This window comes from Pseudomonas nitroreducens TX1 (assembly GCF_000313755.1).
Classification (GTDB): domain Bacteria; phylum Pseudomonadota; class Gammaproteobacteria; order Pseudomonadales; family Pseudomonadaceae; genus Pseudomonas; species Pseudomonas nitroreducens_A.
In genome coordinates this window covers 17881-38379 of sequence record NZ_AMZB01000086.1, presented here as the reverse complement: position 1 = coordinate 38379, position 20499 = coordinate 17881, and the positions used below count along the sequence as shown (strand labels likewise).

The 20499-nt window shown below is 66.1% G+C and carries 18 protein-coding genes and 1 pseudogene; 9 read left to right on the top strand and 10 right to left on the bottom strand.

Annotation, left to right across the window (positions count from 1 at the left end):
* Positions 1-23 precede the first annotated feature (23 nt).
* Positions 24-752: a class I SAM-dependent methyltransferase gene (locus C167_RS0106365; RefSeq protein WP_017517427.1), complete on the bottom strand. Its 729-nt coding sequence runs from the start codon at positions 750-752 to the stop codon at positions 24-26.
* 158 nt (positions 753-910) lie between these two features.
* On the opposite strand from C167_RS0106365, the gene C167_RS0106360 reads away from it, so the two are divergent.
* Positions 911-1279 (top strand): cupin domain-containing protein, encoded by a 369-nt coding sequence (locus C167_RS0106360; RefSeq protein ID WP_017517426.1) that lies wholly within the window; start codon positions 911-913, stop codon positions 1277-1279.
* Positions 1236-1538: pseudogene (locus tag C167_RS35380) on the top strand (hypothetical protein); the annotation flags it as partial. The gene C167_RS0106360 and the pseudogene C167_RS35380, both read left to right, overlap by 44 nt.
* Here the strand turns inward: C167_RS35380 and C167_RS0106355 are convergent.
* Entirely contained in the window at positions 1534-2592 is a 1059-nt protein-coding gene (locus C167_RS0106355; protein WP_017517425.1) for a GlxA family transcriptional regulator, read from the bottom strand. The pseudogene C167_RS35380 and the gene C167_RS0106355 overlap by 5 nt on opposite strands.
* Positions 2593-2694: 102 nt before the next feature.
* On the opposite strand from C167_RS0106355, the gene C167_RS0106350 reads away from it, so the two are divergent.
* The 4 genes from C167_RS0106350 (at position 2695) to C167_RS0106330 (ending at position 6994) form a co-directional block, all read left to right on the top strand.
* On the top strand, positions 2695-3243 hold the full coding sequence (locus C167_RS0106350) for a cysteine hydrolase family protein (RefSeq protein WP_017517424.1): 549 nt from the start codon (positions 2695-2697) through the stop codon (positions 3241-3243).
* A 163-nt stretch (positions 3244-3406) separates the two neighbouring features.
* The gene (locus C167_RS0106345; protein WP_017517423.1) at positions 3407-4003 is read left to right on the top strand and encodes a LemA family protein; all 597 of its coding nucleotides are present in this window, start codon (positions 3407-3409) and stop codon (positions 4001-4003) included.
* 21 nt (positions 4004-4024) lie between these two features.
* Complete coding sequence (locus C167_RS0106340) at positions 4025-5935, top strand: M48 family metallopeptidase (RefSeq protein ID WP_017517422.1); 1911 nt, start codon at positions 4025-4027, stop codon at positions 5933-5935.
* A gap of 687 nt (positions 5936-6622) precedes the next feature.
* On the top strand, positions 6623-6994 hold the full coding sequence (locus C167_RS0106330) for a 5-carboxymethyl-2-hydroxymuconate Delta-isomerase (RefSeq protein WP_017517420.1): 372 nt from the start codon (positions 6623-6625) through the stop codon (positions 6992-6994).
* A 52-nt stretch (positions 6995-7046) separates the two neighbouring features.
* Here C167_RS0106330 and C167_RS0106325 read toward each other — a convergent pair whose 3' ends face one another.
* The 3 genes from C167_RS0106325 to C167_RS0106315 form a co-directional block, all read right to left on the bottom strand.
* Positions 7047-8429: an amino acid permease gene (locus C167_RS0106325; protein WP_051167944.1), complete on the bottom strand. Its 1383-nt coding sequence runs from the start codon at positions 8427-8429 to the stop codon at positions 7047-7049.
* Between the two features lie 325 nt (positions 8430-8754).
* Positions 8755-9432, bottom strand: a complete 678-nt coding sequence (locus tag C167_RS0106320; RefSeq protein ID WP_017517418.1) for a class I SAM-dependent methyltransferase — start codon at positions 9430-9432, stop codon at positions 8755-8757.
* A 148-nt stretch (positions 9433-9580) separates the two neighbouring features.
* A complete protein-coding gene (locus C167_RS0106315) occupies positions 9581-9835 on the bottom strand; it encodes a hypothetical protein (protein ID WP_017517417.1) in 255 nt (84 codons plus the stop codon).
* Positions 9836-10066: 231 nt separating this feature from the next.
* Between C167_RS0106315 and C167_RS0106310 the strand changes: the two genes are divergently transcribed.
* Positions 10067-13183: a transglycosylase domain-containing protein gene (locus tag C167_RS0106310; protein ID WP_026078840.1), complete on the top strand. Its 3117-nt coding sequence runs from the start codon at positions 10067-10069 to the stop codon at positions 13181-13183.
* A 391-nt stretch (positions 13184-13574) separates the two neighbouring features.
* Here C167_RS0106310 and C167_RS0106305 read toward each other — a convergent pair whose 3' ends face one another.
* The 3 genes from C167_RS0106305 to C167_RS0106295 are packed head-to-tail and all read right to left on the bottom strand — an operon-like array spanning position 13575 to position 14803.
* Positions 13575-13796 carry a VF530 family DNA-binding protein gene (locus C167_RS0106305; RefSeq protein WP_017517415.1) on the bottom strand — a complete coding sequence of 74 codons (222 nt, stop codon included), beginning with the start codon at positions 13794-13796 and terminating at the stop codon, positions 13575-13577.
* A 60-nt stretch (positions 13797-13856) separates the two neighbouring features.
* Positions 13857-14165 carry a DMT family transporter gene (locus C167_RS0106300; RefSeq protein ID WP_017517414.1) on the bottom strand — a complete coding sequence of 103 codons (309 nt, stop codon included), beginning with the start codon at positions 14163-14165 and terminating at the stop codon, positions 13857-13859.
* Positions 14165-14803, bottom strand: a complete 639-nt coding sequence (locus tag C167_RS0106295) for an FMN-dependent NADH-azoreductase (protein WP_017517413.1) — start codon at positions 14801-14803, stop codon at positions 14165-14167. Before C167_RS0106295 ends, C167_RS0106300 begins: the two co-directional genes overlap by 1 nt.
* Positions 14804-14942: 139 nt before the next feature.
* Between C167_RS0106295 and C167_RS0106290 the strand changes: the two genes are divergently transcribed.
* Together C167_RS0106290 and C167_RS0106285 are read left to right on the top strand one after the other, a co-directional pair.
* Positions 14943-15857 carry a LysR substrate-binding domain-containing protein gene (locus C167_RS0106290; RefSeq protein ID WP_017517412.1) on the top strand — a complete coding sequence of 305 codons (915 nt, stop codon included), beginning with the start codon at positions 14943-14945 and terminating at the stop codon, positions 15855-15857.
* A gap of 158 nt (positions 15858-16015) precedes the next feature.
* Positions 16016-17209 carry a sugar transporter gene (locus C167_RS0106285; RefSeq protein ID WP_017517411.1) on the top strand — a complete coding sequence of 398 codons (1194 nt, stop codon included), beginning with the start codon at positions 16016-16018 and terminating at the stop codon, positions 17207-17209.
* A 182-nt stretch (positions 17210-17391) separates the two neighbouring features.
* Here the strand turns inward: C167_RS0106285 and putP are convergent, their stop codons facing one another.
* Complete coding sequence (gene putP / locus C167_RS0106280; protein WP_017517410.1) at positions 17392-18909, bottom strand: sodium/proline symporter PutP; 1518 nt, start codon at positions 18907-18909, stop codon at positions 17392-17394.
* A gap of 781 nt (positions 18910-19690) precedes the next feature.
* Positions 19691-20449 (bottom strand): AraC family transcriptional regulator, encoded by a 759-nt coding sequence (locus C167_RS0106275; protein ID WP_026078838.1) that lies wholly within the window; start codon positions 20447-20449, stop codon positions 19691-19693.
* Positions 20450-20499: the final 50 nt, after the last annotated feature.

Sequence of the window (20499 nt, the reverse complement as noted above, 5' to 3'; positions counted from 1 at the left end):
CATAGTCGCCCGCTTTTCACGCCTCAGCGCTGTGCGGCGACCAGCAGCAACATGGGGCGTTCGCGCTCTTCGGCCAGCGCCGGGTCGGCCTGAACCTGTTCGGCGCTGGGGCCCCAGTCCTGGACATGACGCAACCTCAGCCCCGAGCCGATCACGGCGTTGAGGACGCTGCCCAGGGTGCGGTGATACTTGAGTACGCCCTTGGCCAGCCAGTCCGTGCGGCGTTCGCCTTCGTCCTGGTAATGGTCTACGGGCCAGCAGCGCCGGCCATCGGCGTCGTCGACCCAGCCGGGTTTGAGCGAGGCCATGTAGATCGGGTGCTCGATGGAGAACACCAGGCTGCCGCCTGGGCGCAGCGCATCGTGCACGTTGCGGAAGAAGCGCGGCAGGTCTTCAAGGTAATGCAGGGTCAGGGAGCTGTAGGCGAGGTCGAAGGCCGCGGTGGGCAATTCGAGTTGGTCGAGATCAGCATGCCAGTAGCTCACCTGCGCGGATTCGGTGCTCTGCCGTGCGCGGTCGAGCATCTTCTGCGAAACGTCCAGCCCACTCACGGTACGGGCGCCCTGCTGCGCCGCGTAGCGGCAGAACCAGCCATAGCCGCAGCCGAGATCGACCACGTCGAGGCCCTCCAGCGGCGGCAGCAATGTTCGCAGTGCGGCCCACTCCGGCGCGCCCTCAAGACCGTGCCGCGAGCGCGGCAACTGGGCGTAGCCGTCGAAGAATTCGGGGTTGTCGTAGATGTTCTGCGCCATGGATCGGCACCTCCTTTCTGACGGACCGAGGGTCGATTGTCAGCGTCAACGACAGGGCCGGCAAGGTCCGTGCCCCCAGGATTGAAGCGCAATTTCCTGCAAGACCGCGCCACGGGCCGACAGTAGTTTTCGCAGACCGATAACAGGAGGAAAAAACCGTGAGCCAACGCCAACCGATCAACCTGCAGGACAAGCTCGGCCGTATCACTGAAACCTGGCAACCGCGGGTTATCGCCGAGATGAACGATTACCAGCTCAAGGTCGTGAAGCTGCAGGGCGACTTCGTCTGGCACAGCCACGCCGACACCGACGAGACCTTCATCGTGCTGGATGGCGAGCTGCGCATCGACTTTCGCGACGGCCCGCTGACCCTGCGCGCCGGCGAGCTGTACGTGGTGCCCCGCGGCGTGGAACACAAACCCTACGCCGAGCAAGAGGTGCAGTTGATGCTGATCGAACCGCGCGGCGTACGGAACACCGGCGATGCGGGCGGCGAGCGCACGGCGGAGAATGATCGCTGGATCTGACCGTCGATCAACGGCACCAATGGCCGCCGCTCAGCGGCCTCTCGCAGGGTGGCTACCACTGCCATGCCTGCCGGAAGAACGCCGCTCCCAGCCGGAGGCTGTCACGCCTGGGATACACACGCGCGGCCCTGGCGGCGTTGCCGGTTCGGGTCCGCGCCATCGAAGCCCGGAGGCGGGCCGGAGGTGCGACATGCTTTATCGGGTGAACTGGACCATCCCCATCGAGAACCGCGACAAGATCATTCAGCGCTTCCTCAGGACCGGTGGCCTGCCACCGCCCGGCGTGAAGCGGGTCGGCCGCTGGCACGCCATCGGTCAGTCCCTGAGGCGACCTCGGCGGGCTTGGCACCGAAGCGCTTGCGGTAGTCGCTCGGCGCCATGCCGGTGATCTTGCGGAAGGTGCTGCGGAACGAGCCCGGATCGAGGTACCCCACTGTATAAGCGATGTGGTCCACCGTACCGTTGGTGAACTCCAGCAGCTCGCGCGCCTTGCCCACCCGCAGGTGCTGGCAGTACTCGGTGGGCTTCAGGCCGGTGGCGGCGCGGAAGCGGCGCAGGAAGGTGCGCTCCTCCAATCCGGCCTGGGCAGCCATGGCGGGGAGGCTGACGTCCACCGCGCCGTTGCCCTGCAGCCAGTGCTGCACCTTGAGGATCGCGGCGTCACCATGCCCCAGCAGCGGCGCGAAGTTGCTGCCGCATTGCTGGGCGCTGTCGCTATGCTCCACCACCAGGAAGCGCGCGGTGCGGTTGGCGATGCTCGGGCCGAGCAGGCGGTCGACAATGCGCAGGCCCAGGTCCGACCACGCCATCAGCCCGGCGGAGGTGATCAGATCGCCGTCGTCCACCATGGGTTTGTGCGCTTCCAGGCGCACGCGCGGGAAGCGTTTGGCGAAAGCCTCGGCGCCACTCCAGTGGGCTGTGGCGCTGCGTCCGTCAAGCAGCCCGGCCTCGGCCACCAGCAAGCCGCCGATGCACACCGAGCCGACGATGGCGCCCGCGCCGTGACGCGCGGCGAGCCAATCAGTGAGGTTGCGCAGCGGTGCGGCGTCGGGCAGGCCGAACAACGACGGCGGCACCAGCACGGCGACCAGCCGACTATCCGCGCCGGGATGCGTGTCGAACACGCGTCGCGGCTCGCCGCCGTCCTCACCGGACCAATGGCTGACGCGCAGCGCCGGCAGCTGCTGCGCGGCTTCTTCGCTGGCGATGCGATCGGCGACCGCGAACAGGTCGGTGAGCCCATGCAGCGCCGCCGTCTGCACGCCGGGATAGAGCAGCAATCCGATCTCGACGACGCTCCGTTCCACAGCCATTGTCAGTTTTCCCCCGGTTATTGTCGTTCCGCCTGATCCCCGCGTGGCACGCGGCGAACCATACTGGCTCCACTTCCTCACCACTGAAGAAAGGAACCTGAAATGGCCAAGCAAGCGCTCATCCTAGTGGATATCCAGAACGACTACTTCCCTTCCGGCAAGTGGCCGCTGGTGGGCATCGAAGCCGCCGCCGACCAGGCCGCCAAGGTCCTGGCCGCCTTCCGCGAGCGCGGTGACCTGGTGGTACACGTGCGCCACGAATTCGACAGTGCCGACGCCCCGTTCTTCGCTCCTGGCAGTGACGGCGCGAAGATCCACGGCAAGGTCGCCAATCTGCCCGGCGAGCCTGTGGTGCTCAAGCACTTCGTCAACGCCTTCCGCGACACCGACCTGAAGGCCATCCTCGACCAGCACGGCGTGGAGTCGCTGGTGGTGGTCGGGCACATGAGCCACATGTGCGTCGACGGGGCAGTGCGCGCCGCCGCCGACTTCGGCTACCCGGTGACCGTGCTGCACGACGCCTGCGCCACCCTGGACCTGGAGTTCAACGGCGTGAAGGTTCCGGCCGCCCAGGTACACGCGTCCTATATGGCGTCCCTGGCTTTCGCCTATGCCGACGTCGTGTCCACCGCTGACTACCTGAACCGCTGATTCGCAGGGTTTGGAAAAGGGCCTCCGGGGAGGCCCTTCCTACAGTCGGATCCGCACCACGACACCGCCGGAAATCGGCGGATCAAGACGTGAAAAGTTGCCCAACACGCCGCTGGCTTTCCGCTATTATCGACGCTCGATCGCCTGTCGATAAGGACATCCCATGAGCGTTTCCTCCATCATCATCCTCGCCATCATCGCTGGCGTCATTTTCCTGCTGATCAGCGTTTTCAACCGCCTGGTGGCGCTGCGTAACCGCTACCAGAACGCCTTTGCCCAGATCGAAGTACAGCTCAAGCGTCGCTACGACCTGATCCCCAACCTGGTGGAAACCGCCAAGGCCTACCTCAAGCACGAGCGCGAGACCCTGGAAGCGGTCATCGCCGCGCGCAATGCGGCGGTCGCCGGTCTGAAGGCCGCTTCAGAGCAACCCGGCGACGCCGGCCGCATGGCGCAACTGGCCGCCGCCGAAAACGCCCTGGGCGGTGCCATGGGGCGCCTCAACGTGACCCTGGAAGCCTACCCGGACCTCAAGGCTTCGCAGAACCTGCAGCAGGTCAGCGAAGAGCTGTCGAGCACCGAGAACAAGGTGGCCTTCGCCCGCCAGGCCTACAACGACGCGGTGATGGAGTACAACACCTACCGCCAGTCGTTCCCCGCCAACTTCCTGGCCACCACCTATGGTCACAGCAAGGACGCCAGCCTGCTGCAGTTCGAGGACAGCAAGGACATCCAGTCCGCGCCGAAAGTCGCTTTCTAAAAACCCGGCGCAGGACGCGCGATGAACTTCTTCGAACACCAGGACCGCGCCCGCAGGCAGACCGGGCGCCTGGTCCTGCTGCTGAGCGTGGCGGTAGTCTGCCTGGTCACCATCACCAGCTTCGCCCTGGGCTGGCTCTGGCGTCACCTGGGCGAGCCGGCGCTGCACCTGACCTCCCGCGCAACCCTGCCCGACCCGGAGCTGTACCTGTCGGTGGCCGCGGTGATCGTCGGCGTGGTCGTGCTCGGTGCGCTGTACAAGCAGGTGCAGTTGAGCGCCGGCGGCAAGGTGGTGGCCGAGAGCCTGGGCGGCCGCCTGCTCAACCTGAGCGCCAGCAATGCCGATGAGCGCCGCCTGCTCAATGTCGTCGAGGAGATGGCCCTCGCCTCCGGCTCGCCGGTGCCGCCGGTCTACGTGCTGGAAGACGGCTCGATCAACGCCTTCGCCGCCGGCCTGACCCCGCGCGACGCGGTGATCGGCATCACCCGTGGCGCCATCGAGCAGCTCGAGCGCAACGAATTGCAGGGCGTGATCGCCCATGAATTCAGCCATATCCACCACGGCGACATGCTGCTCAACACGCGCCTGACCGCCCTGCTCCACGGCATGCTCCTGCTCGGCCTGATCGGCGGCATGCTGCTGCGCGGCTGGAGCGAGACCAGCAGCGGCGTGCGCATCAGCAGCCGAAGCAGCAGCAACGACAAGAACGGCGGCGGCAGCGTGGTGCTGCTGGTGATCGGCGCCGGCGTGGTGCTCTATGTTCTGGGCTATGTCGGCACCTTCTTCGGCCAGCTGATCAAGGCTTCGGTGAGCCGTCAGCGCGAATACCTCGCCGACGCCTCGGCGGTGCAGTTCACCCGCGATCCGTCGACCATCGCCGGCGCGCTCAAGAAGATTGGCAGCAACCCGTTGGGCGCCCTGCTCAGCGCGCCGCGCGCGGCCGAATACAGCCACCTGTACTTCGGCGATGGCGTGGGCAGCAGCTGGTTCGACACCCACCCGCCGCTCAAGGACCGTATCCGGCGGGTCGACCCGGGCTGGGACGGTCGCTACCCGAAATTCGAGCCGCGCCTGGACGTGGCGCTGATGAACCAGGAAGCCTGGACCGCCGCCGTCACCGGCCAGCCTTACCAGCCCAGCGCCGTGGACGTGGCCGTGGCCTCCGTGGGTGCGCCGACCGTCGCCCACCTGCAGGAAGCCCGCAGCACGCTGCGGCGCCTGGATGAACGCCTGCAACGCGCCGCCCACGACAGCGAAGGAGCGCAAGCGCTGGTCTACGGCCTGCTGCTGGACAGCGAACCCGGCCAGCGGACGCGTCAACTGGAAGCGATCAAGCAGCGCCTGAACCTGAGCCTGGCACTGCAACTGGACCTGCTGGAGGAATCGCTGCTGCGGCTCGACCCCGGCCAGCGCCTGCCGCTGCTGGATCTGGCCATGCCGGCGCTCAAGCAACTGGACACCAAGGCCTTCCTTGCCCTGCGCGAGAACATGGCGCTGCTGATCAAGCTGGACGGCAAGGTGAAGCTGCTGGAGTGGACCCTGCTGCGCATCATCGAGCGCAACCTGCGACCGGGCAGCGGGAAGATCGGCAATGTGGCGCTGGCGGAGCTGTCCGAAGCCTGCGCGACGCTGCTGGCCTTCCTCGCACGAGTGGGGGAAACCAGCGATCTGCAGACCGAGCAGGCGTTCGCCGATGCCTGGAGCGGCCTGCCGTTCTCGCCTCGGTCCCTCCCCGCTGCCCCCAGCCTGCGCGACCTGGAAGCCGCGCTGAAACAGCTGGAACAACTGCGCCCGCTGCAGAAGCCGCAACTGCTCAAGGCGCTGGCACGCTGCATCGAGCATGACAGCCACATCACCGCCGGCGAGGCGGAGCTGATGCGCGCGGTGGCGGATATGCTGGACTGCCCGATGCCGCCGTTGCTGGCGGGCTGATGCTATATCTCGTAGGGCGCATAACCCGGCACGGGTTATGCGCCGATGCCACCGCGGCGTATAGCGCTGGCGCGTTATGCGCCCTACGAATGTCACTGGCGCTAGGCAAGGGCGATTCCTGCAGGGACGGATTCATCCGCGATGGATTTCGCGGACAAGGTCCGCTCCTACAGGGAAGTTCCGTGCCATGCGGTCCGCGAGCAAGCTCCTACGAAAAGCGAATGCGCCGCTCTGGCTCTTAAGGTCTTCCAGAGAAATATCCGCGCACGCCGAATGCCCCGTTCAGGAGGCCTCGTTGAAGCGGAGTTTCAGGGGTTGAGCGACATGGATGTCGCGAGAGCTGCGATGGGCCAGGGACGGCCCTTCGCAGCGGGCCCCTGAAACTTCGCTTCAACGAGGGTATTTTTCGCCTAAGCGAAAAACCGGATGTCCGGGGCAAGACCTTTGCCTTCTTTGGGTGGGGCGGCCATCCGTCGTTTGCCAAAGTAGGTCGCCCGAGGGGGCGAAAGCCAACACATCCGCGCACGCCAAGGCGACGCTGAAACACCCAAGCTGAAGCAGCACGACCAACGGTGACCGCCGGTCCTTCCGGGTCCGGCTGGTTCCATCGCATACGTAGTCTCCCGCATATCCCCAGCGAGTCCGGCACCCTAGGATGGCTGGCATCACTGATGCCGGATACTCCCCATGCCCCAAATCGCCATCGACTACACCGCCAACCTCGCCGACGACCTTGCGCCGCTGGGCCTTGCGCAGCAACTCCACGAAGCCGCGCAGCGCCTCGGTGTCTTCCCGCTCAACGGCCTGCGCACCTTCGCCCGCGCTTTCGGGGAATACCAGGTAGGCGCCAACACGCAGAACGAAGCCTTCATCAATATCCAGATCCGCATCGCCCCCGGCCGCCCGGAGGAATTGCGCCAGCGCATCGTCGACACGCTGTTCGCCACGGCCGAACAGACGCTCGCCACGCTCATCGAAAAGCGCCCCGTCGGCCTGCAACTGGAAATCACCGAATTCGACCGCGCCCTGACACGCATGGCCGGTAGTCTGCCAACCTGAGCCCACAAAAAAGGGCCTCCGAAGAGGCCCTTTCCATTCATTCAACCTTCACTCACGCGCGGCTGGCGGCACCGCCCTGCTCGGTCTTGGGTGCAAGGTTCAGCGCGTAGTACAGCACCGTCAGCAGCACCAGGAAGGCCGGGCCGATGTACAGCGCGATGCGGGTGTCCTCGAAGAAGGCCATCAGCACCACCACCAGCACCAGGAAGGCCATGGCAAGGTACGAGCTGAGCGGGTACAGCCACATCCTGAACTGCAGCTTGCCGGCTTCGGCGGCGGAGAGGCCGCGGCGGAACTTCAGCTGCGCCAGCAGGATCATCGCCCAGGTCCAGATCGCACCGAAGGTGGCGATGGAGGTCACCCAGGTGAATACCTTCTCGGGCACGAGGTAGTTCAGCAACACGCCCAGCAGCAGCGCGAAGATCGACAGCAGCAGCGCATTGCGCGGCACGCCGCCCTTGGAGGTCCTGGCGAACACGGCCGGCGCCTGGCCGTGCTGGGCGAGGCTGTAGAGCATGCGCCCGGTGCTGAAGATGCCGCCGTTGCAGGACGACAGCGCGGCGGTGATCACCACGAAGTTGATGATGCCGGCAGCGGTCTTGATGCCCATGCGCTCGAAGGTCATCACGAAGGGGCTGCCCTGGGTGCCGATCTCGTTCCACGGGTAGATGGACATGATCACGAACAGCGCGCCCACATAGAACAGCAGGATGCGCCAGAACACCGAGTTGATCGCACCGGGGATGGTCTTCTGCGGGTTCTTCGCTTCGCCGGCGGTCAGGCCGATCATCTCCACGCCCAGGTAGGCGAACATCACCATCTGCAGCGACATCAGCACGCCGGTGATGCCGTGGGGCATGAAGCCGCCATTGCTCCAGAGGTTGGAGATACCGGTGGCGATGCCACCGTTGCCAAAACCGAAGAAGATCATGCCGGCGCCCACCAGGATCATGGCGACGATGGTGACGATCTTGATCAGCGCGAACCAGAACTCGAACTCGCCGAAGGCGCGTACGGCGATCAGGTTGATGGTCCCCATGCTCGCCAGCGCGGCCAGCGCCCAGATCCAGCGCGGCACGTCGGGGAACCAGATGCCCATGTAGATGGCCACCGCGGTGATCTCCGCGACGCAGGTCACCAGCCAGAGGAACCAATAGTTCCAGCCGGTCAGGTAGCCGGCCAGTGGGCCGAGGTAGTCCTGGGCGTAACGGGCGAAGGAGCCGGCCACGGGATTGTGCACGGCCATCTCACCGAGTGCGCGCATGATCACGAGGATGGCGAGGCCACCGATGATGTAGGACAGCATGATGGCCGGGCCGGCCATCTGGATGGCCTTGGCGGAGCCGAGGAACAGGCCGACGCCGATGCAGGCGCCCAGGGCCATGAGACGGATGTGCCGCTCGTTGAGATCCCTTTGGAGATCGTGGGACGACATGGTGATGCAACCTCATTTTGTTCTTGGGAGTAATCAGCTGCGGACTCTGAGTGCCGTCAGGGTGCGGAACCACCGGAAAGGCTTCGCCACCGCGCCGGGCGGCACGGAGGGAGAAGTGTCTGGCAGTTCCAGGACGGCACACCGGAAGAGGCTGCCCGCTCTTGTGAAGCGGACGTGGGCATTGCGGGAGGACCACGGCTGAGGTCGCGGGCGAGTGTTACACAAGTCTGTGGGAAACGTCTGCACCACCAAGGTGCAATGTGACCAAAGGAATAGCGGCGTATCGCCACATCTTCGTCACTCGCGAGGGCCGGTTTAGAGCGGTTCAGCCTGCCAGCGGCTGCAACTCCAGCAACAGCGAGCAGGGCTGGCCGGTGCGCGGATGGCGCGGTTCGCGCAGTTGCCGAAGGCGCCAGCCGTTGGCGGCCAGCAACGCCAGCCAGGACTCCAGGGTGCGGAAGAACCAGGGCATCGGCGCGCTGAATTCAGCGCCGAAGGCGGCAAAGGTTTCCAGGCGCCAGCCGTCCGCGTAGGGCTCGTCGCCACAGGCGGTCCAGGGGTGAAGGGTCTGGATCAGCAGTCGCCCGCCAGGATTGAGCCGCTCGCGCAATGCGCCCAGCAAGGGCGCGATGTACTCGTCGAGCAGCGCGAAATTGCACACCAGTACGTCGAACTGGCCGAGGCTGCTGCCCGACTCGGTCAGCGCCACGTAGTCCATCAACTCGAAACGCCCGCCGCCGGACGCCCGCGCCGAATCGACAAGGGGCGCCGAGGCGTCCACGCCGACGCACTCGCTGCCCCGCGCCGCCAGCGCACGACACAACCAGCCTTCGCCACAGCCGATATCGAGCACGCGCAGCGCCGGGCCCACGGCGATGGCGCCGAGGATCGCCGCGTCAGTCACCAGCCGACGGCTCTCGATGCGCTGCTCGCGCACGGCGCGGGTCCAGGCATCGGCGTTGGTTTGCCAGCTCTGGCGGATGTGGGTTGGGTGGTCGGTCATGGACGGCTCCGTACGTGGGTGAAGCGATCGCGGATGAATCCGCTCCTACCGGAGTGGTCCTCTGCCGTACCCCGCCCTCTCCCTGACGGGAGAGGGAATCCCAGGCACGGACTTACCAGGAGAAATGGGCGCCTACAGGTATGTCGGGCTACGGCCCCTTCCACCCCTTGGGCACCGCCAATCCCTTGGGCGACGGCGTCTGCGGCAGCATCTCGCGGCATCCGGCATCGCGGAACGGCCCACTGACCTTCTGCCAGCCTTCGCCCGGCGACGTCTGCTGGCAGGTATAGGCGCCATCGAGCTTGCTCTGCCAGCGGTAGAACGGCATGGGCGCCGCCTGGGCGCTCAAGGACAGCAGCAGAGCGGCCAGGGGCAAGGCCAGGGACAGATTATGCGAACGCATGGGGAAGGTTTCCTGTCGAAGTCAGTACATTGCACCTGCTGGCCGTCGGCAAATCAATCCGCAAGGCCATGAACGGTGCCAGGCGGCGCGCAGTTTTTTCGCCGCCGACTACGCTGGAAGTTAGGAAAGCCGCGGGGGACAACGGCTTTCGCGGCGCCAGGAAGGTGCCGGCCATCACGTGGGCGGAGTCCGCTTCCTGGGCTGTCGTACGAGCATGGGCGGGGCGTGAAGATGGGCAACTCGAAGCATTCCGGTACGCAAGTGGCAGGTCAACCGGGAAGTCTGGGGCCCGGCCTTTCCCCGCAGAAAGTGCATCACCACCGTTTCCTCATCCTCTTCCTGTTTCTCCTGCCGTTGCTGGCCGCCATGGGTGCGGCGCTGCTCTATGAAGCGCGCACCTCCAAGCTGCAGGCGCGCGAGCTGGCGCGCTACGCGACCGGACTGACCTGGAGCCTGGAACAAGGCAGCACCGGCAACGTGGTTTATCCACAGGGCGGGCCCTTCGACCGCCGTCTGGGTTACCAGCAGTTGCCCAGCTTCCTCGGTCGCCTGCACGAGCGCAATTTCGTCACCCTGAGCCAGGCGCGCTTCTCCGATCCACTGATGCAGTACACCAGTCACGGCCTGTTCCCGCCCTACCCGGAGAAGGCCCAGGCCGGAGTCGACATCGCCGACTGCCGCGGCCTGCCGATCTACAACTTCCGCTACCCGCAGCGTCTCTACGCCAACTTCGAGAGCATCTCGCCGACCATCGTCAATAGCCTGCTGTTCATCGAGAACCGCGACCTGCTCGACCCCGAGCGCCCCTACCTGAATCCGGCCATCGACTGGAGTCGCTTCACCCAGGCCTCGGTGGCGCAGGTGGGCAAGCTGGTCGGCCTGGGCAATCACGCCCCCGGCGGCAGTACCCTGGCCACGCAGATCGAGAAGTACCGCCATTCCGAGGATGGCCGCACCAACTCGATCACCGACAAGCTGCGGCAGATGGCTTCGGCCAGCGTGCGCACCTACCAGAGCGGACCGGAAAACCTGGCCGCGCGGCGCAACGTCGCCCTCACCTACCTCAACTCGGTGCCGCTCTCGGCGCAGCCGGGCTACGGCGAAGTCAGCGGTTTGCCGGACGGCCTTTGGATCTGGTACGGCGCCGACTACCAGCAGGTGAACAAGCTGCTCAACGCTGCGCCGGGTTCCGCCGCGGAACTCGCCGCACAGGGCAAAGCCCTGCGCCAGGTGGTGTCGCTGATGATCGCCCACCGTCGACCGTCCTGGTACCTGGCGCGCGGCCGCGACCAGCTCGCCGTGCTGACCGACAGCTACCTGCGCCTGCTGGCGCAGAACAAGGTGATCGCCCCCGAACTGCGCGACGCCGCGCTCAAGCAGAAACTGGTGTTCCGCGACCCGCGCAGCGAACCGAGCTTCACCCCGCTGGAGAACAACAAGGGCATCGGCCTCGCCCGCACCCGCCTGGCCGGTATGCTCGACGTGCCGCTGTACGACCTCGACCGCTTCGACATGAGCTTCACCACCACCCTGCAGCATGAGTTGCAGGAGCAGGTCACCGGTTACCTGCGGCATCTGTCCGACCCGGAATTCGCCGAGCAGATCGGCCTGTTCGGCGAGCACCTGCTGTCCAAGGACAAGACCCGCGACGTGCGCTACAGCTTCACCCTGTTCGAGCGCACCCCCAGCGGCAACCGTGTGCGCGTGCAGACCGACAGCACCGAGCAGCCCTTCGACATCAATGAGGGCAGCAAGCTGGAGTTGGGCTCCACGGCCAAGCTGCGGGTACTCGCCACCTACCTGGAAACCATCGCCGACCTGCACCAGCAGTACGCGCCGCTGTCCGTCGCGGAACTGAAGAAGGTGCCGGTGGAACCGCTGGACTTCCTCACCCGCTGGTCCATCGACTACCTGATCACCGCCAAGGACCGCAACCTGCCGGACATGCTCGCCGCCGCCCTGCAGCGCAAGTACTCTGCCAGTCCGTACGAGAGCTTCTTTACCGGCGGTGGCATCCACACCTTCAGCAACTTCCGCAAGGAAGACAACGGGCGAATCCCGACCCTGCAGGACGCCCTGCGCGAGTCGATCAACCTGCCCTTCGTACGCCTTCTGCGTGACCTGGTGCGCCACGATATCTACGCCAACGAGGGCAGCAAGGTCACCGTGCTGGCCGACGACAAAGACCCCCGCCGACAGGACTACCTCGACCGTTTCGTCGACAAGGAAAGCCAGGTCTACCTGCTGCGTTTCTGGCAGAAGTACAAGGGCAAGGACAACGACGCGCGCCTGACGACCTTCCTCGACGGCCTGCGCGCCTGGCCGGTGCGGCTGGCGGCGATCCACCGCTACCTGCAGCCGCAGGCCGATGTCCCGACCTTCGCCGCCTTCCTGCAGGACCGCCTGAAGCAGGGCCATTACGCTGGCGACAAGCTCACCGACAAGCGCATCGAGGACCTCTACACCCGCTACGGGCCGGGCGCCTTCAACCTCAACGACCAGGGCTACGTCGCCCGCGTTCACCCGTTGGAGCTGTGGCTGCTGGGCTACCTGCAACGTCAGCCGGCGGCGACCTTCGCCGACGCCGTGGCTGCCAGTAGCGCCGAGCGAAAGGAAGTCTATGGCTGGCTGTTCAAGTCGCGGCACAAGTACGCCCGCGACAAGCGCATCCGCATCATGCTGGAAGTGGAAGCCTTCCTCGACCTGCACGAACAGTGGAAGCGCCTGGGCTACCCGTTCGACCACCTGGTGCCGTCGCTGGCCACCGCGCTGGGCAGTTCCGGCGATCGCCCGGCGGCGCTGGCGGAGCTGATGGGCATCATCCTCAACGATGGCGTACGCATGCCGACCCTGCGCATCGACAGCCTGCACTTCGCCGCCGCCACGCCCTACGAAGTCACCCTCGGCCCGGAATCCAACAAAGGCCGGCAGGTGATGCGCTCGGAAGTCGCCCAGGCCCTGCGCACCGCGCTGTCGCAAGTGGTGGACGCAGGCACCGCGCGGCGCCTGTCCGGCACCTTCAAGCTGGCCAACGGCAACGCGCTGGTGATGGGCGGCAAGACGGGCACCGGCGACAACCGTATCGAGAGCGTCACCCGCAGCGGCTGGGTGAAGAGCTCCAAGGCGATGAACCGCACGGCGACCTTCGTCTTCTACATCGGCCCACGCCACTTCGGCACGCTCACCGCCTATGTCGCCGGCAGCGAGTCGGACGGCTTCAAGTTCACCTCGGCGCTGCCGGTGCAGGTGCTCAAGGGCATGGCGCCGACGCTGTCGAGCTACCTGGAGCCGGGCATCAGCACCGGCTGCCAGGAGCGGCTGGATAACCTGCGGGTGAGTTGGCGCTGAGCGTCAATGGCGACAGAGAACGTAGGAGCAACCGTCTTCTTCTGATAGTCCGCGCCTGCGTTTTCCCCTCTCCCCAGCCCTCTCCCTGAAGGGAGAGGGAGCTGTCCGTACCGGCTGACGCTGTGGTTTTTCCCCTGCTCCGCACCGGTCCCCTCTCCCTTCAGGGAGAGGGTCGACCCGAGCGCAGAACGTCCGCTCCTACGAGCCCGAAAGCCCCTCTCCCTAACCCTCTCCCGCAAGCGGGAGAGGGGACCGTACGGAGCAGCATGAAACCTTGACGTCAGCCGGCACGGGCAGCTCCCTCTCCCTTCAGGGAGAGGGCTGGGGAGAGGGAAGAACCCCGAGCACGGACTCGCAGAAGAAGACAGTTGCTCCTACGCACATCCCGCCCTCAACTCTTCTGGACAGTCTTCACGTACAACGCCTCGACCTGCTCCCGCGCCCAGGGCGTGCGGCGCAGGAAGGTCAGGCTGGACTTGATGCTCGGATCGTTCTTGAAGCAGCGCACGTCGATGCGCTTGGCCAGCCCGTCCCAGCCGTACTGCGCCACCAGGAGGTTGAGGATGGCTTCCAGGGTCACGCCGTGCAGCGGATTCTTCGGTTTGTCGTTCATGGTCGGTGCCGTCGTGCGGGAAATGCGCGGCACCTTAGCATCAAGCTCCGGTTCGGGCGATCACGTCCGCAGCCCGGCCACCCCGGCGATGATCAGCGCCACCGAGACCAGCTTGGTCAGCGTCAGCGCCTCGCCCAGCAGCAGGAAGCCGAAGAACACTGTGCCCAGCGTGCCGATGGCCGTCCAGACCGGGTAGGCGATGCTCACCGGCAACTGGCGCATCGCCAGGGTAAGGAAGAAGATCCCGCCGATCACGGCGAGCACCGTCACCACGGTCGGCAAGGGCCGGGTGAAGCCTTCGGCGTACTTCATCGACACCGCGAACATCACTTCGAACACCGCCGCCACCATCAGCATGGTCCAGGCCATCACGCACGCGCCCACTCGCTCTCGGCGAGATCGGCCAGGGCCTTTTCAGCCTGTTGATAAGACGCGCGGAAAGCTTCGGGATGACCCTCCTCGCCCTCGGCGGCGATCACCCGTACATCCTCGATGCCGAGGAAACCCAGGGCCACGCGCAGCCAGGCGTCGGCGTGGTTCATCCACTCCAGCGCGCCGCCCGGCCCCATGCCGGCACCACCACGGCTGGTAATGATCAGTGCCTTACGGCCCTTGAGCAGCGGTTCATATTCGGCTTCGCCGTCCTTGACGTGCAGGTCGAAAGTGCGGCCGAGACGGACAATCTGGTCGACCCAGGCCTTCAGCCCGCTGGGCACGCTGAAGTTGTACATGGGCGTGGAGATCACTAGCAGATCGTGGGCGAGCAATTCGTCCACCAGTTCCTCGCTCAGCGCCAGCTCGGCCTGCAAAGCAGCCGGACGATTGTCCGGCTCCGGATGGAAGGCGGCGGCGATGAAACCTTCGCTGACATGGGGCAGATCGGCGCGACCCACTTCCCGGCGGGTAATCGATGCCTGCGGCAGCGCGGCGAGAAAGCCCTCGGCCAGGCGGCGGGAATGCGAGCGGTCGGCACGGGGACTGGCGTGGATGGAAAGAATCCTACTCATCTGTAATTCCTTGCTCAAGGTGTACACTGCGGAGGCCATGACTGGCCTCCAGTTGCTGCCTAAGCTATTTACAGGAGGCCGACCGGACAACTGAGGGGATCTCCTTCCAGATGAATCCAGCTCACCCATGGAGCGCTCTATGTTCGCCAACTTGCCGCTACCCGCCCTGCGCACTTTCGAGTCCGCTGCGCGCCAGCTGAGCTTCAAGGCCGCCGCCCAGGAACTGGCAGTGACACCCACGGCGGTGTCCCACCAGGTCCGCGCGCTGGAGCAATGGCTGGGCCTGCCGCTGTTCGAGCGACTGCCGCGCCAGGTGCGCCTGACCGACGCCGGCGAGCGACTGTTCCGCAGCCTGCACGGCGCGCTGCTGGAGGTGTCGCAGTCGGTGGACAGCCTGCGCCCGCAGCGCAGCGCCAGCAGCCTGACGATCTCCACCACGCCGGCCTTCGCCGCGCTGTGGCTGGTGCCGCGCCTGGGCCGCTTCTACGCGCGCCATCCGCACATCCGCCTGCGCCTGGACAGCCAGTGCGAGCTGCTCGACCTGCAGCAGGACGCCAGCGTCGACCTGGCGATCCGCTACGGCTTCGGCGACTACCCGCGCATGCACAGCCAGTTCCTGCTGGCGGAGCGCTTCGCCGTCTATGGCGCGCCGGCGCTGGTGGCTACCGCCGATGTGGAAGTGCCGGAGATGATCAGCGTGCGCTGGCACAACTCCGAGCTCTACGAGCGCGGCTGGAAGGCCTGGTGCCAGGTGGCCGGCGAGGAGTGCCTGCTGGCCCAGGCGGTGCAGCGCGAGTACGACGAGGAGTTCTACGCCCTGCAGGCGGCCATCGCCGGCCAGGGGCTGGTGCTGGCCAGCTCGCTACTGGTGTCCGAGAGCGTGGAGAAAGGTCTGCTGGTGCCCTACCGCCCGGAGATCAATGTGCCCGGCGCCCGCTATACAGCGCTCTGCGTACCGGGCCGCGAGCGCCACCCACCGGTGCGCGCCTTCCTCGACTGGCTGGGCGAGGAAGCGGCGCAAGCCCCAGACCCGTTGATCGGCAACGCCGCCTGAGCCTGCCGCTGCGCCCGCGCAGGTGCCGCTTCGCCGTGCGCGATGGGCTGGCCGTGGGTAGAATCAAGCCTGCCGCAACAACAATTCTTCTTTGCCCGCGACACGCCCGCGCGTGATCCCAGGGCACGGCCTGAGCCCCACTTCACCTCAGGATTCCCATGACCACCGCGCAAGAAACCCGCTCCGGCAGTTGGCTGAACGTCATCGCCCTGGCCATCGCCGCCTTCATCTTCAACACCACCGAATTCGTCCCGGTGGGCCTGCTCAGCGACATCGGCGCGAGCTTCGACATGCGTCCGGAACAGACCGGGCTGATGCTCACGCTCTATGCCTGGGTCGTGTCGCTGGCCTCGCTGCCGCTGATGCAATTGACCCGCAACATGGAGCGCCGCCGCCTGCTGGTGGTGATCTTCTGCCTGTTCATCGCCAGCCACGTGCTCTCCGGCTTCGCCTGGAACTTCACCGTGCTGATGATCAGCCGCTTCGGCATCGCCTTCGCCCACGCGGTGTTCTGGTCGATCACCGCGTCGCTCGCGGTGCGCGTGGCGCCGCCGGGCCAGCAGGCGAAAGCCCTCGGATTGCTGGCCACCGGAACCATCCTGGCGATGGTTCTCGGCATCCCGCTTGGGCGCATGCTCGGCGAGGCCCTGGGTTGGCGCACGACCTTCCTCACCATCGCCGGCGTCTCGGTGGTGGTGGTGCTCTGGCTGGCCCGCGCGCTGCCGCTGCTGCCGAGCCAGAATTCCGGGTCGCTGCGCAGCCTGCCGCTGCTGCTGCGCCGTCCGGCGCTGGTGTCGATGTACGTGCTCACCGTGCTGGTGATCACCGCGCAATTCACCGCCTACAGCTACATCGAACCGTTCGCCCGCGAGGTCGCTGCGCTCGATAGCCAGAAGACCACCCTGCTCCTGCTGCTGTTCGGCGGCGCCGGAATGTTCGGCTCGATCCTCTTCAGCCGCTACAGCGAGCGCGCCCCCCGCGCCTTCCCGTGCATCGCCATCGCCGTGCTCGGCGGCTCGCTCCTGCTGTTGATGCCACTGGCCCACTCTTCCACGGCACTATTGGGCCTGAGCCTGTTCTGGGGCGCGGCGATCCTCTGCTTCGGCCTGGCGCTGCAGGCCAAGGTTCTGCAGCTCGCCCATGATGCGACTGACGTGGCCATGGCGATGTTCTCCGGCCTGTACAACGTCGGCATCGGCGGCGGCGCGCTGCTGGGCAGCCGCGTGGCAGTGGGCATGGGGCTGGAATGGATCGGCTACGTCGGCGGCGCGCTGGCAGTGGTCGGCCTGCTGCTGTGCCTGTTCGCCTGCTGGCGCTATGCGGCAGCGCTGAGCGGCAACACCTCGCGCTGATCGCCCCGCGCCGGATTTGCCAACTAGCGTAGGAGCCATGAACTGCAGGAGCGAGCTTGCTCGCGAACCCACCCGGCACCCCGGCATCAAGAGGTTCGCGAGCAAGCTCGCTCCTACAAAAACCCGAAAGAAAAAGGCCGCGCCCCTTTCGGGAGCGCGACCTTCCTTACTTCAGCTCAGGATCAGCGGCTGGTCGCGACAGTGCCGGCCGGCTGAGTGGACTCGGCGTATTCCGCCTCGGCTTCCTCGAAACGCTGGATCATCGCCTTCGACGGTGCGGCACCGATCAGGCTGAACACCACGATGGAGATGCTGGAGAGGATGAAGCCCGGAATGATCTCGTACAGGCCGAGCCAGCCGAACTGCTTCCAGACGATCACGGTGACCGCGCCGACGATGATGCCGGCCAGCGCGCCGTTGCGGGTCATGCCCTTCCACAGCACGGAGAACAGCACCAGCGGACCGAAGGCGGCGCCGAAGCCGGCCCAGGCGTAGGAGACCAGGCCCAGTACGCGGTTTTCCGGATTGGCGGCCAGGGCGATGGCGATCAGCGCCACCAGCAGCACCATGGCGCGGCCGACCCACACCAGCTCGAGCTGGCTGGCGTTCTTGCGCAGGAAGGCCTTGTAGAAGTCTTCGGTCAGCGCCGAGGAACACACCAGCAGCTGGCAACTCAGGGTGCTCATCACCGCGGCGAGGATGGCGGACAGCAGCACGCCGGCGATCCACGGGTTGAAGAGGATCTTCGCCAGTTCGATGAACACGCGCTCGTGGTTCTCACCGACCGCGCCAGCCTGCTCCGGATGCGCCTGGAAGTAGGCGATGCCGAAGAAGCCCACGGCAACCGCGCCGCCCAGGCAGAGGATCATCCAGGTCATGGAGATGCGGCGGGCAGCCGGGATCGACTTGACCGAGTCGGCGGCCATGAAGCGCGCCAGGATGTGCGGCTGGCCGAAATAGCCCAGCCCCCAGGCCATCAGCGAGATCACGCCGACGAAGGAGGCGCCTTTGAGCATGTCGAAGTTGGCCGCGTCCTTCAGCTCGATGGCCGCGAAGGTCGGCTCCACGCCACCGGTGGCGAACAGCACGATGATCGGGGTGAGGATCAGCGCGAAGATCATCAGCGAGGCCTGCACGGTGTCGGTCCAGCTCACCGCCAGGAAGCCACCGACGAAGGTGTAGGCGATGGTCGCGGCGGCACCGGCCCACAGGGCAGTCTCGTAGGACATGCCGAAGGTGCTTTCGAACAGGCGGGCGCCGGCGACGATGCCGGAGGCGCAGTAGATGGTGAAGAACACCAGGATCACCAGCGCGGAGATGACGCGCAGGACGCGGCTGTTGTCCTCGAAACGGGTGCTGAAGTAGTCCGGCAGCGTCAGCGCGTTGCCGTTGTGCTCGGTGTGCACACGCAGGCGGCCGGCGACGAACAGCCAGTTCAGGTAGGCACCGCAGATCAGGCCGATGGCGATCCAGCTTTCGGAGATGCCCGACAGGTAGATGGCGCCCGGCAGGCCCATCAGCAGCCAGCCGCTCATGTCCGAAGCACCGGCCGACAGCGCGGTGACGAAGCTGCCGAGGCTGCGGCCACCGAGGATGTAGTCGGAGAAGTTGTTGGTCGAACGGTAGGCGGCCAGGCCGATCAGAACCATGGCTGCGATGTAGATCACGAAGGTGATCAGTGTTGGCGTGTTGACGCTCATGGGGACTCCCCTACAGCTTGTTTTTATCCAGGTTCGCGGGGTGTCGCGGACCCTTGACTGGCAGTCGGCGTGGTTGACGCCGACCGGTTAGCGCTTGCTCACAGGCAAACCGGGGTGCGCGTGGCGCCAAACCGGCACCGAACCGCTACGCATCCCGACGCAGGCACGCCCCCGTCCTTGCTGGCGTCTTCCTGCGGCCACCGTCTCACCACGGTGGCCTCCGTCCCGCCTTCGCCGGTAAGCGATGTGCGAGGCGATTTCCGGGCGATGCCCGGTCATCCATCAAGCGCCGATGTGGGCGCCCTGCTCTCGGCAAATGCCTGCCAGCCACACGATACGGGGCTGGCAACGGCGTTCGTCGCGAGTGATTGAAACTGTGCTGATGCGCGCATGAAGGTGCGGCAGGGGCAGGCCGGCGCGCGAGGGCGCGGATTGTACAGAAAGCAACGGGGCGAATGGCGCCGCTGGTCCGAGGGCGGACGGCGCAAGAGCACGGGCGGGCGCTGCGGGCCGGACCGTGGCGGGGGTGGCACGGCCAGGTGCAGGCGCGCTACGAGCGTAGACAGAACCGGTGATGGGCATGCTGCCCCTCCCGCGTATCAAGCTGGCTGTTGTTCTTGGTCTGACCGGGTTGCACCTTGGAACACCAGCAACGCGGTGGGCGGACTCTAGGGGTTGCACCCTACGAATTTCTTGCTGAAAGCTCTGGAGTTCTTGCAAAAGACTCCGGCACCCGCGGGTCGGCAATTGACCCTTCGATCAGCAATCGACGGTGCACAGACTAACGAACGCAGCAGCGGCGCAGGTTGCCCGGCGTCAGCCCCAGGTAGCGGCGCATCGCCGTGGTCAACGCGCTCTGGCTGGAAAAACCGCACTCCCCGGCTACGCCGACCAGCGGCAGGTCGGATTCCCGGAGCAGGCGCGCGGCGCGGTCGAGACGCTGGCGCAGCAGGTACTGGTGTGGCGTGAGGCCAACGCGGTCCTTGAACTGCGCATGGAAGTGGCTGGGGCTCAGGCAGGCGACCTGCGCCAGTTCGGCCACGGTAATGCGCCGCGACAGGTGAGCGGCGATATAGCCGTCCAGCCGCTCCAGATCCAGCGGCCCGTTGCGCGGCGCGCGATCCTCGCCAAACAGCCGCAGGTGCAGTGCCCGCAACAGCACCCCGCCCAGGGCGCGGGCCAGTAGCGGGTCATCGCCGTAGCGGGCGGTCTCGGCGCCGGCGTAGCTGAGCAGATTCTGGAAGTCCGCATCCAGGGTCGGGAAACGCGGCGCCTCGAACAGCCGCGCCAGCAGTTCGCGATCCTGCTCGCCAGTGCCGGCTTCGTCGAGATCGACGATCAGCATGCGGTTGTCGCCCAACCCGGCGAACTCGTGCCCGACATTCCCCGGCACCAGGCACGCGCGCATGCGGCAGACCTCACCGCCCGCGCCGTCGATCTCGAATTCCGCGCGGCCGCTGACGGACATCACCAACTGGTGATGATCATGGGCATGCTGGTCGGTCTGGTCGGACAGCCTGACGAGGCGGGTATCGAACATGGGCATTGGCTGATCAAATTTTGAGCATGTTACGAAATTTCCGTCAGCCT